Source organism: Butyrivibrio sp. WCE2006 (assembly GCF_000701985.1).
Taxonomy (GTDB): Bacteria; Bacillota; Clostridia; order Lachnospirales; family Lachnospiraceae; genus Butyrivibrio.
On sequence record NZ_JNKH01000012.1, the window covers coordinates 38,602 to 51,594 of the forward strand.

The following is a 12,993-nucleotide window of genomic DNA, read 5'->3' on the forward strand; positions in this document are numbered from 1 at the left end:
AGGACTTCATAATTATTTAAGAGTTTCTTTAATCGGTGCTTATATGTTTATGATAGTATAAACGTAATACCATGGTTTAGTATGCGCTGATTTATTGTGAGGTTGAAATGCCGTATAATCCTTTGTTTTTTCAACTTAGATATGACATTATAGGTGAGATTGCAGGGCTTTTGTTTGCTGTGCTGATTCTTGTTTTTATGTTTCTTACTAAGCCTAAGCAGTCTAAAACATATATTTTTATGCTGACAGGAACAATTATTTCCATATTTGCGATTATGGTGCAGATCGTTATCGTTAGAATGGCCAGTACTGTTTCTGTCTACTATAACAGAAATGTATTTACCGCAGCTTTGACGCTGTTTCTTACTTTATATGCTATACTTTTGTTCATTTACTTTAACTATATTAATCTATTGAGCGAGGGCAGATTCAGAAAACGCTTTGTTCTGATAATGATTTATATTACGCTTTCGACTATCTATTTTGCTGTAATGATTTATCTGATCGTTCTGAAGAGGCTGTTCTTCGTAAGAACAGACGGAATCGATATCACACACTTTACAAGATTTTACTGTGTTGCAGGAATTTTATGTTGCATTATATGTATGGTTATTACTACTTTGCGCCGTAAAAATATATCCAGAATTGTTTTCAGGGCGACAGTGATATCGGTTACAATTGACGTTGCTGTACTTATCCTGCAGATAATAGCAACCCATGCTATATTCAGTGCGGTTACCTATGTGATTCCTTTCGTAATAGGTTATCAGCTGTTTCACTCTAATTCCTATGACGAGGAGACAGGATGCCAGAATATCAGTGCTTTCGAGAGCAGATTCCAGACAAATGAAAGGGCAGGAAGAGTATTCTATATAGCCTACATAGATTTTCCTCAGCTTGCAGACAGTTCTATTGTTCCGAATTATGAAGCGTTTTCAATGGAAGTGGCGAAAATTTGCAGAAAAATCGAGAGAATATCGAGAAAAATCCTGATGTACAGATTAAATTATGGGACCTTCATAGCAATTCTGGAGACAAAAGAAAGGTCAGATGCTGAGAATTATACTGAACAGATGAGGGATATTCTTGATAGCTTCTTTGAGAGAATTGATGATAAAATCCATTATTTTGTAGGAGTTTGCGGAGATAGCAAAAGGTTTGTGGCAGTAGGCAACAAATACACACAGCTGTTTTTGAGATATCTTAGGAACAGATATTTAAAAGATGGCGAAAATGTATATTATTTCGCTAATGGGGCTGATTTCAGGGATTTTGAAGAAATCTATAAGATCGAGCAGACACTCATGGATATACGAGCACGAATGAATCCTGACGATGAGAGGATTATTTGTTATGCTCAGCCAATTTACAGTGTTGAAAATAAATCCTTCAGAACAGCTGAAGCGCTGATGAGACTTTCTATCGATGGTAAGATGATACCGCCGGATACTTTCATTAAAGTTGCTGAGCAGAACAATTGTATACATGCCCTTACCGTGATAATGATGCATAAGGTTTGCAGGGCAGTTGAAGCACTGATGGAGGAATATGATTTTGATGCTGTTACGATAAACTGTTCCACATTGGATTTTACAGATAAAACTTTTTATAAAGAAATAATGGATATCATTCACAGCTATAGGATTGACCAGAAGATGATCAGACTTGAAATTACTGAGTCCATGATGGCTGAGAATTATGATGCCGTAAGATATAACATGAGTATGCTAAACCGCGAAGGAATCCAGCTTTATATGGATGACTTTGGGACAGGTTACTCAAATCTTGAGAGAGTTGTGGATGTACCTGTGCAGACTATTAAATTCGATAAATCTCTTCTTTATAAAGCGGTCAAGGATTATCGTGTCGATGACATTTTCACTTATATGATTGATTTCTTTAAGAAAAATGGCTTCGTTACACTGATTGAGGGCGTTGAGAATGAGGCTCAGAAGAAATTCAGTATAGACAGAGGTTTTGACTATATTCAGGGCTATCATTATGCAAAGCCTTCACCTATTGAGAATTTACGGAAGTATTTCGATAAAAAATCTTAAAGATTCTGATTCGTTTATCTTAAGTAAGGGGACCTCGCTTGAATGTGATACTTTAATATGATAGAATTTTTTATTGTTCATAAGAGAGATAGAAAATCTATTCATTATGCATTTAATTTCGCAGAAACGAGGTACCCAAATGTCAGAGTTATATAATCACAAAGAAGTTGAACAGAAGTGGCAGAAAATCTGGGATGATGAAAATGCATTTGCTGCAAGCAATGATTTTTCAAAGCCTAAATATTATGCCCTTGTAGAGTTCCCTTATCCTTCAGGACAGGGACTTCACGTAGGTCATCCGCGTCCGTACACAGCACTTGATATTGTTGCACGTAAGCGCAGAATGCAGGGCTATAATGTTCTATATCCCATGGGATGGGACGCTTTCGGTCTTCCTACCGAGAACTATGCTATTAAGAATCATATTCATCCCAAGATCGTAACAGCTAATAATGTTAAAAAGTTTAAGAGCCAGCTTCATTCTTTAGGTTATTCCTTTGACTGGAACAGGGAAATAAATACAACAGATCCTGACTACTATAAGTGGACACAGTGGATATTCCTTAAGCTCTTCAAGGCAGGGCTCGCTTATAAGAAGGAGATGCCTATCAACTGGTGTACATCATGTAAGGTTGGTCTTGCTAACGAAGAAGTTGTCAACGGCGTTTGTGAGCGTTGCGGTTCTGAAGTAGTGCGCAAGGTTAAGAGCGAGTGGATGCTCAAAATCACTGAGTATGCTGATAAGCTCATCGACGGACTTGATGGTGTAGATTATATTGAGCGTGTTAAAGTATCACAGAAGAACTGGATCGGACGTTCTACAGGTGCTGAAGTTGATTTTCAGATCAAGGACACAGAGGATGTTCTTACTGTTTATACAACACGTTGCGATACTCTTTTTGGTGCTACATATATGGTAGTATCTCCTGAGCATCCTTATCTTGATAAATACAAGGATCAGATTAAGAACTTCGATGAGATTCTTAAGTATCGTGAAGAGGCTTCCAAGAAGTCTGATTTCGAACGTTCTGAGCTTGCAAAGGATAAGACCGGTGTTCAGATTGACGGACTTTGCGCTATCAATCCTGTTAACGGTAAAGAGATTCCGATCTGGGTTTCAGATTATGTACTTATGAGCTATGGGACAGGTGCTATCATGGCAGTTCCTGCTCATGACGACAGAGACTGGGAGTTTGCTAAGAAATTCGGTCTTCCGATCATCCAGGTAGTTGCTAAAGATGGCGAAGAGGTTGATGTTAATGAGGCAGCATTTACTGATGTTGCTACAGGCGTGCTCATTAACTCAGATTTCATCAATGGTCTTTCAGTTGCCGAAGCAAAAGAAAAGATGATCTCATTCCTGGAAGAGAAGAAGATCGGCCATGCACAGGTTAACTATAAGCTCCGTGACTGGGTATTCTCACGTCAGAGATATTGGGGCGAGCCTATTCCGATTGTTGAATGTGAGAAGTGCGGATTTGTTCCTGTTGACGAGTCAGAGCTTCCGCTTCTTCTTCCTGAGGTTGACAGCTATGAGCCTACAGACAATGGTGAGTCACCTCTTGCTGCAATGACAGATTGGGTTAATACCACATGTCCTTGCTGCGGTGGCCCTGCAAAGCGCGAGACTGATACAATGCCTCAGTGGGCAGGTTCATCATGGTATTTCCTCAGATATACAGATCCTACCAATAAAGAAGCTCTTGCTAGTAAGGAAGCACTTAAGTACTGGCTTCCTGTAGACTGGTACAACGGAGGAATGGAGCATACAACACTTCACCTTCTTTACTCAAGATTCTGGCACAAGTTCCTTTATGATCAGGGAGTTGTTCCTACATCTGAGCCTTACCAGAAGCGTACAAGCCACGGCATGATCCTTGGTGAGAACGGCGAGAAAATGAGTAAGTCCCGTGGTAATGTGGTTAATCCTGATGACATTGTTGAGGATTACGGCGCTGATACACTTCGTACATATGAGATGTTTATTGGTGCATTTGATCTTGCTGCTTCATGGTCTGAGGATGGCGTTAAGGGCTGCAGAAGATTCCTTGAAAGAGTTTGGAAGCTTCAGGATATCCTCGTAGATGGTGATGAGTATTCAGATGACCTGAAGGGTGAAATGCACAGAACAATCAAGAAGGTATCAAATGATTTTGAGAACCTTAAGTATAACACAGCTATTGCAGCTATGATGTCACTTATAAATGACTTCTACAAGAAGGGTGCAGTTAATAAGGCTGAGTACAAGACACTCCTTACAATGCTCAATCCTGTAGCTCCTCACATCACAGAAGAGATCTGGCAGGTTATCGGCGGTGAAGGAAGACTTTATCAGCAGACCTGGCCTGAATTTGATGAGGCACTTACTGTTGAGAATACAGTTGAGATTGCTGTTCAGGTTAATGGTAAGGTTCGTGCAACCATCTCAATCGGTAAGGATGATCCGAAGGATACAGTACTTGCTAAAGCAAAGGAAGCTATTGCAGGCAAATTTACCGGTAACATAATTAAGGAAATCTATGTTCCGGGTAAGATTGTAAATATAGTAATGAAATAATAGGCGATTTTAGCGCTTTGGGCTCCATGTTCTAAAAAGAACATGGAGCTTTTATTATTTTTTTGTAAATTCGTTTACAAATGATGTTTATTTCGAATGTATAGAGTACAATATATGTATATTAGTATATCTTATGGGGAGAAAGCTAGTTACTTAAATTGTTGTAGAAAGAGGTGTACTTAATGAGAAAAAGAATTAATTGGAAAAATGGTATCTGTATTGCTTTGACAGCTTCTGTTTGTTTTACAGGATTTGGATTTAACTCATTTGCTGAAACCGGGCAGAATACTCAAAATACAGATAATTCACACACTGCGCAGGATAACACAAATACCGGAAAAGATCAGAATGCTCCAAATACCGGAAATACGGGTAATAACCAGGGCTCACAAAATACCGGCAATAATCAGGATTCAAATAATCCTGAAAAATCAAATACTTCTATACGAATTACTGCTACAAGCATTACTTTTAAAAACTCAAAAGAAGTGATAACGGTAGGAGAAACAATTGATTTATCCAAGACTGTGACAATTAATCCGGATGATGCATTGGTTACATGGGAGAGTAGCAGCCCGGGAATTGCTAAAGTTGAAAATGGTCTTGTTACTGCCCTTGGTACAGGCACTGCTGTTATAAAAGTGGTTTCAGATTTTGATACTTCTGTATTTGCTGTCTGTGAAATATCTGTTAAGGACAGTAAATATTATACGCAGCTGATTTTCCCTGAAAACGAGCTGAAGATTCAGCCCGGTGAAGTTGAAACAGTTCAGGGTGTTTCTTATCCGGGTACGGTTGTTGATGATGTGATTAAATGGGAGAGCACCAATAATGATATTGCCACAGTCATAGGAGATGACAAGGAGTCCAAAAAAGCCTATATATCAGCAGAAAATGTGGGGACCTGTTATATAGTTGCTAAGGTAGGTAACGGAGCTGAAATCGGCAGGATCAAGGTTACTGTTGGAAGTCCTTCTGGTCTTGAAAAGACGCGTATCATCAAAGAATCCGTGCCTACAATAACTTATCTTAAGCGGAATAAGGGGAGCTTTAAGATAAAATACAAGGCTATAGAATATGCCAGCGGTTACCAGATTAAATACAAAAAATCAGGAAGCTGGGTAACGGTTAATACAACTAAAAAGAGTGTTACGGTAAATAAACTTCCAAAGGGGTTATACAAGGTAAAAGTCAGAGCATACAGAAATTATGATGGCAAGAAATACTACGGAAAGTATTCTAATACACACAAGATAAAGGTTAAGTAATAAGCATTTTCTTATGAGGAGGTAGATTGACTTATGAGTATTAAGAACCTGGTTAGTGTTGACGAGAACAAAATTCGTAACTTGAGTGTGCAGGAGAAATTCAATTCAACCTTCAGGCAGATAATCACCATGTCTGCGGTTGCGGTTGCTATTCTGGCAATAACACTGGTATCTGCAATGGTTTCCATAAGAACCATCTACACCAAATATTATACTATGAATAATATTCAGGCAGATATCAGAATTGATATGCAGGCTTTGGCAAAAGCTTATCTGTGGGCTCTGTCATCACCTGATGAGGGAATAAGACAGGAACAGCTGGGAAAAGCTACCGAAAAATATGCTGAATTTGATGCTAATCTGTCTAAACTCTCAAAACTTACTAAAAGTTCTTCTGATATTAGTAAAGTATCTGCAGACCTTAAGAATGTTGAGGCAAATGGTGTGGCTCTTGGTAATATGTTCAACGATGGCTCCACATCTGAAGAAATATTCTTCTACTTTAATGATACCTTGTATCCATCAATAGATGCGGCCGTAAAGGATTTTAAGACAGTATCATCAGAGACGACCGTAGCTGCAGAGAACGCATATAGGAGTTCTGTAATTCTTGGAATTGTGATGAGTGTTATCACCGCTGTTGTTATTCTGATGCTTATTATCTACATTGTAGATGTTAAGAAAAAGCTCTCACATTCAATTCTTGTTCCTGTTGAAGAGATTTCAAAGGCCGCCAATGAAATGGCAAAAGGTAATCTTAACATTAACATTGATTACGACTCAGATGATGAACTTGGTAAACTGGCAAAGGATCTTAGTAAATCAACCTCTGGAATTGAGAAGATTGTAACAGATATAAGAGAGACGCTAAAAAGAGTTGCTGATGGCGATTTTTCAAAAGGAACAATTACGCCTTCGCTTTATATAGCTGACTATGCACCTATCAGTGCTGCTATGAATAATATTACCGACTCACTTTCTGATACTCTTGCCCATGTACGTGAATCTTCTAATCATGTGTCACAGGGCGCATCCGGTATGAGTCAGGGTGCTACGGCACTTGCAGAAGGTTCAACGGATCAGGCAGCGGCTGTAGAAGAGCTTACTGCATCTGTTAATACCATTACTGCTCAGACAAAGACCATGGCTGAGACTGCAGAGAAATCAAGAAAAATGGCTGATCAGGTTAGAGATGATGCGGATGCCAGTGCACGCAAGATGCATCTTGTTACAGATGCAATGGTTAGAATTACAGAGGCTTCTAATGAGATTGAGCAGGTTACCAATACTATCGAGTCCATTGCCAAGCAGACACAGCTCCTTGCACTTAATGCTTCTATTGAGGCTGCAAGAGCAGGCGAATCAGGAAAAGGTTTCGCGGTAGTTGCAGAGGAGATCAGCACACTTGCAAGTCAGAGTACTGAAGCTGCCAAGAATACGCATCAGCTTATTCAGGATACGATGGAGGAAATCAAAAACGGTAATGATGTTGTTGGTGAGACAACAGAAGCTCTTCAGAAGATGCAGGAATCTGTTAAGGAGATTACCGGCATGATAGCTGAAACCGGAGAGATGGCAAAGCATCAGGCTGAAAGCATGGAAGAAATCAATGACGGAATTGATCAGATCTCTGCAGTTGTACAGAGTAATTCTGAGACAGCTCAGGAATCCAGCAATGTATCACAGCGACTGACAGAACAGTCTGAAGACCTCACAAGACTTATAAATCAGTTCAGACTCCGCTGAGTATATTAATTCCTATTGCATTACAATAGAATAAATTTGTTTGCAATAAAGCAGATTAAAATTGATTGCATTAAAACATATTATGTCTTCAAGAGATTAGATCATAGATTTATGGTCTAATCTCTTTTTTTAGTGTGCTTTATCACATTAAAGCGTTGACATAGATGGTATTATTGTATACAATAATGCAAAACGAATTTTTCATCCTTATCATAAAGGATAATTGACGTAAATCGAGGAGGACTAAAATGCAGGACCAGACATTTCAAAACAGACCGGTAACAATGAATGAACACAACAATCTATTACAGATTGAAGAGCATATGTATATTCTTGATGATGTCAAGAAACCTAATGTTTTCAGAAACATGTTCCCATATGATGAGGTTCCGAAAATTCCCTTCAACGATAGAATTGTTCCTCACAATATGCCCAAGGATATATGGATCACTGATACGACTTTCCGTGACGGACAGCAATCACGAGCACCTTATTCCACAGAGCAGATTGTAAAAATATATGATATGATGCATGAACTTGGCGGACCGAATGGTATGATCAGAGCCAGCGAATTTTTCCTTTACAGCAAAAAGGACAGAGATGCAGTTTATAAATGCATGGAGAGAGGTTATAAGTTTCCTGAGGTTACAAGCTGGATAAGAGCAAGTAAGGAAGACTTTAAGCTTGTAAAGGAAATCGGTATGAAGGAGACAGGTATCCTTGTAAGCTGTTCAGATTATCATATTTTTCTGAAATTAAAAATGACAAGAAAGCAGGCTCTGGAGCATTATCTTAGTGTTATCCGCGACTGTCTCGATGAAGGTATTGCCTGCAGATGTCATCTTGAAGATATAACAAGAGCTGATATCTATGGATTTGTAGTTCCATTCTGTGTAGAGCTTATGAAGCTGCGTGAAGAGTATGGAATTCCGATCAAGGTACGTGCCTGCGATACAATGGGATATGGTGTCAATTTCTCAGGTGCTGTTATTCCCAGAAGTGTACAGGGTATCATCTATGCATTAAATACAAACGCAGGTGTTCCCAGCGAGCTCATTGAGTGGCATGGACATAATGATTTTTATAAGGCTGTTACCAACTCAACAACAGCATGGATATATGGCTGTTCCGGTGTCAATGCTTCACTTTTTGGTATCGGTGAAAGAACAGGTAACACACCACTTGAAGCAATGATATTTGAGTATGCGCAGCTTAAGGGAACATTAAACGGAATGAATACTCAGGTTATCACAGACCTTGCAAGATATTATGAAAAAGAACTGGGATACCATATCCCGCCTCAGACTCCTTTTGTTGGCAAGAACTTTAATGTGACAAGAGCCGGTATCCACGCTGACGGACTTCTTAAGAATGAGGAGATTTATAACATATTCGATACGGATAAGTTCCTTGGAAGACCGCCTGTAAGCGCTGTTTCCAATACTTCAGGACTTGCAGGAATTGCTCACTGGATTAATGTTCACTACCGCTTAAAGGGTGATAATGCTATCGGAAAAGAGCACAAGCTTGTTCAGGTTTTAAAGGAATGGGTTGACGGTGAATATGAAAACGGCCGTGTTACCGTAATGTACGACGAAGAACTCACTAAGAAAATCGATGAAGTATCAAAACTTATCGGAATCGAAGTATGTGAGGGTGAGATAAAAAATCTTTCTGAATGATTCCTGGTGAAGACCATAGAATAGAGGGAAAAATGGAAAAAAAGGATTTAAAGCAGGAAGTGACAGATAAATATTCACTTCGCGGCAGAGTATTTAACAGAATACGTGAAGATATTTTAAATGGCAAGTATTCTGATCATGAGGAATTAAAAGAGGTTGCAATTGGTGCTGAGCTTGGTGTGAGCAGAACCCCTGTAAGAGAAGCACTAAGGCAGCTTGAGCTGGAGGGACTGGTTCAGATAATTCCCAATAAAGGTGCTTATGTGGTCGGTATCAGTGCAAAGGACATTCATGATATTTACATGATAAGGTCAAAACTTGAAGGACTTTGCGCCAGATGGGCCTGCGACAACATAACTGATGAACAGATGGAGGATCTGGAAGAGATAGTATATCTTGCGGATTTCCATGAAAAAAAGGGGCATTTTGATCAGCTTGCGGAGCTGGACAACAGATTTCATACAACACTTTATGAATCCTGTGATTCCAAGATGCTTGAACATCTGCTTAAGGATTATCACCAGTACGTCTGGCAGATAAGGCAAAAGACACTTGCAGGCAAGCGCGGCAAGGACTGCAATGATGAGCACCGTGCCATTATGGAAGCTATACGGGATAAAAATCCTGATAAAGCAGAAGAATTTGCCAATAGGCATATGCTTAGTGCCTATGATAATATGGTAAAGAACGGACTTTTAGAAATGTTTTCGTAACTATAATGACTTCTTGAATGAATATAAAAGGTAATCATGAGACTTTACTATTGAACGTAAAGTGTTAGATAAATTCAAGAACTATATTAAAGAGGAGGACGATATGTCAAAAGTACAGATGACCACCCCCATTGTCGAGATGGATGGAGATGAGATGACCAGAATTCTCTGGAAGATGATCAAGGAAGAACTGATTGAGCCTTATATTGATCTTAAGAGTGAGTATTATGATCTTGGTCTTAAATACAGAGATGAGACAGATGATAAGGTTACAATTGACAGTGCCAACGCAACTAAAAAGTATGGCGTAGCTGTTAAGTGTGCTACCATTACTCCCAATGCAGCCAGAGTTGAAGAATATGACCTTAAGCAGATGTGGAAGAGCCCTAACGGTACAATCCGTGCAATGCTTGATGGAACAGTTTTCAGAGCACCTATTCTTGTTAAGGGAATAGAACCCAATGTTAAGACCTGGGAGAAGCCTATCACACTTGCACGTCATGCTTATGGTGATGTTTATAAGAATGTTGAGATAGCAGTTCCCGGTGCAGGTAAAGCTGAGCTGGTATTTACAGGCGCTGATGGAAAAGAGATAAGACAGACCATTCAGGAATTTGACGGTCCCGGTATCATTCAGGGAATCCACAATAAGGATGCTTCTATTAAGAGCTTTGCTAAGGCATGCTTTGAATATGCTCTTTCAACAAAGCAGGATCTCTGGTTTGCTACAAAGGATACTATCAGCAAGACTTATGATGCAAGATTCAGAGAAATCTTCGATGAGACCTTTGAGAAGGAGTACAGACATAAGTTTGACGCTGCCGGAATAGAGTATTTCTATACACTTATTGATGATGCCGTAGCTCGTGTCATGAAGTCAAAGGGCGGATTTATCTGGGCTTGTAAGAACTATGACGGTGATGTAATGAGTGACATGGTATCTTCTGCATGCGGATCTCTTGCAATGATGACTTCAGTTCTTGTATCTCCTGATGGTATCTATGAGTACGAGGCTGCTCATGGAACAGTACAGCGTCACTATTATAAGTATCTTAAGGGAGAAGAGACATCCACAAACCCTGTAGCAACTATCTTTGCCTGGACTGGTGCTATGAGAAAGCGCGGAGAGCTTGATAATATTCAGGGACTCATCGACTGGGCAGATAAGATGGAAAAGGCAACTCTTTCAACAATTGAGAGCGGCAAGATGACAGGGGACCTTGTTCTTATAACAAGCAATCCCAATGCTAAAAAGCTTAACTCTGAGCAGTTTATAAAGGCTATCAGAGAGACATATGAAGGATTAAAATAAAATAATATATTTTAGACAGCCCACACCTTTATTAGTATCATTGCTAAATAATGGTGTGGGTTTTCTTTTTTTCCGGTTTTCCTGTATCATAGAAAAGCTAAAACTGTTTTTGGAGGGAACATGGTTTTTCAGTTAACAACTTTTTGCTTTCTGTTTATCACATTTATTCTATTTCATATTTCTCCGGGTGCTATAAGGAAATTCGAACTGCTGGCTTTTAGCGTGTTCTTTATTATCTGGCAGGGGAAAAGTATCGGTATAATAACAATCTGCGCAATCACGGCTTTTACGTATCTGTGTGGTCTTATGATTTCATTTTTAAAGAAAAAGGAAATGACAAGGATTTCGAATGTTGTTTCAGCTATCGGAATCATAGCACTGGCAATGGTTTTATTCGGATGGAAATATCTGGCAGCTGCTGCAAATCTTCCGGGGGTGTATATTCCTGACAACCTGCTAAAGGTTGCAATGCCGATTGGACTTTCATTCTACATTTTTCAGGCCATAAGCTATCTTGCAGATGTTACGACTAAGAAGATTGAGGCTAAGAAGAACCTCATAAATTTTGCACTTTACATGATGTGGTTTCCAAAGTGGATGAGCGGACCTATTGAAAGGGCTGAGGATTTTATTATAAAAATCGAGAACAGTAAAAACACAAAGCTGTTTGATTTTGACAGAGCCATTAGAGTCTTGTCCTATATTTTGTGGGGATTATTCATGAAAATGGTTATTGCAGACAGGATAGGGATTCCTGTCGATATCACCTTTGATAATCCTTTGGAATTTGGACCCGTTACACTTTTACTTTGCACATTCTTATACACGATTCAGATATACTGTGATTTCGCGGGATATACAAATCTGATGATCGGAATATCCATGATGTTTGGAATAGAGCTTATTCAGAATTTCAGGACACCCTATTTTGCTGAAAATATCGTTCAGTTCTGGAGGAGATGGCATCTTTCCCTCAGTAACTTTTTAAAGGATTATATCTATATTCCTCTTGGAGGGAACAGAAAAGGAAGTCTTAGAAAAGCTTTTAATATACTTGTCGTTTTCCTTGTGTGCGGAATGTGGCACGGGGCAGGATTAACATTCATAATATGGGGTGTTTTCCATGGAATTATGAATGTAGTTACCAATATTCTTGATAGAGGAAAATTGAGATTTCTTGTAAGAGGGATTACAGGATGGGGGATAAGTTTTCTTGCAGTTTCCTTTGCGTGGATTTTCTTCAGGGCAAATAGTCTGTCGAATGCATTTGATTATATAAAAGCTATGTTTATCCGGGATGGAAAAGGGCTTAGTGCAGGACTTGCAGTAGAAGAAGGCCTGATGCTGGGGTTGTCTTCCATTGAATGGTTTGTGGCAGCTGTATCAATAATGCTGCTTAGTGTGTTTGATTTTTGGGCCTATAGGAGTAATGAGATTCCGCCTGAACTTATGAGTAAGCGGTGGGGTGATATTTCAAGAGGCATCGCATTTGCTTTATTTGCGCTTATAATTCTTATCTTTGGCAGATACGGCGCAGGTGAGGAGATCAGAAGTTTTGTTTATGCCCAGTTCTAAAGCTTATCTATATGAAAAATAGATGAATTTTCGAGGAATATAGTATTTATTGTTGAATATAATCGAATATTGGATCTGTGAGA

The 12,993-nt window shown here is 39.2% G+C and carries 8 protein-coding genes; all 8 read left to right on the forward strand.

The features are described 5' to 3' along the window. The first annotated feature begins 107 nt into the window (after positions 1 to 107). Positions 108 to 2,057, forward strand: coding sequence for an EAL domain-containing protein (locus tag T501_RS09775; RefSeq protein ID WP_044914583.1), 1,950 nt, complete (start codon positions 108 to 110; stop codon positions 2,055 to 2,057). Positions 2,058 to 2,196: 139 nt separating this feature from the next. Then, on the forward strand, positions 2,197 to 4,614 hold the full coding sequence (leuS, locus tag T501_RS09780) for a leucine--tRNA ligase (protein WP_026510327.1): 2,418 nt from the start codon (positions 2,197 to 2,199) through the stop codon (positions 4,612 to 4,614). Between the two features lie 182 nt (positions 4,615 to 4,796). After that, entirely contained in the window at positions 4,797 to 5,882 is a 1,086-nt protein-coding gene (locus T501_RS09785) for an Ig-like domain-containing protein (RefSeq protein ID WP_044914585.1), read from the forward strand. A gap of 33 nt (positions 5,883 to 5,915) precedes the next feature. After that, positions 5,916 to 7,628, forward strand: coding sequence for a methyl-accepting chemotaxis protein (locus T501_RS20195; RefSeq protein WP_050008244.1), 1,713 nt, complete (start codon positions 5,916 to 5,918; stop codon positions 7,626 to 7,628). A gap of 248 nt (positions 7,629 to 7,876) precedes the next feature. After that, positions 7,877 to 9,310 carry a 2-isopropylmalate synthase gene (locus tag T501_RS09795; RefSeq protein ID WP_044914587.1) on the forward strand — a complete coding sequence of 478 codons (1,434 nt, stop codon included), beginning with the start codon at positions 7,877 to 7,879 and terminating at the stop codon, positions 9,308 to 9,310. A 32-nt stretch (positions 9,311 to 9,342) separates the two neighbouring features. Next, positions 9,343 to 10,023 (forward strand): GntR family transcriptional regulator, encoded by a 681-nt coding sequence (locus tag T501_RS09800; RefSeq protein ID WP_044914651.1) that lies wholly within the window; start codon positions 9,343 to 9,345, stop codon positions 10,021 to 10,023. 103 nt (positions 10,024 to 10,126) lie between these two features. Further along, entirely contained in the window at positions 10,127 to 11,335 is a 1,209-nt protein-coding gene (locus tag T501_RS09805) for an NADP-dependent isocitrate dehydrogenase (RefSeq protein WP_044914589.1), read from the forward strand. A 120-nt stretch (positions 11,336 to 11,455) separates the two neighbouring features. Then, entirely contained in the window at positions 11,456 to 12,910 is a 1,455-nt protein-coding gene (locus T501_RS09810) for an MBOAT family O-acyltransferase (protein WP_044914590.1), read from the forward strand. Positions 12,911 to 12,993 lie beyond the last annotated feature (83 nt).

Coding starts and splice junctions, on each gene's coding strand:
- leuS (WP_026510327.1), top strand. CDS start 2,197: ATGTCAGAGTTATATAATCACAAAGAAGTTGAACAGAAGTGGCAGAAA.
- T501_RS09800 (WP_044914651.1), top strand. CDS start 9,343: ATGGAAAAAAAGGATTTAAAGCAGGAAGTGACAGATAAATATTCACTT.
- T501_RS09785 (WP_044914585.1), top strand. CDS start 4,797: ATGAGAAAAAGAATTAATTGGAAAAATGGTATCTGTATTGCTTTGACA.
- T501_RS09775 (WP_044914583.1), top strand. CDS start 108: ATGCCGTATAATCCTTTGTTTTTTCAACTTAGATATGACATTATAGGT.
- T501_RS09805 (WP_044914589.1), top strand. CDS start 10,127: ATGTCAAAAGTACAGATGACCACCCCCATTGTCGAGATGGATGGAGAT.
- T501_RS09795 (WP_044914587.1), top strand. CDS start 7,877: ATGCAGGACCAGACATTTCAAAACAGACCGGTAACAATGAATGAACAC.
- T501_RS09810 (WP_044914590.1), top strand. CDS start 11,456: ATGGTTTTTCAGTTAACAACTTTTTGCTTTCTGTTTATCACATTTATT.
- T501_RS20195 (WP_050008244.1), top strand. CDS start 5,916: ATGAGTATTAAGAACCTGGTTAGTGTTGACGAGAACAAAATTCGTAAC.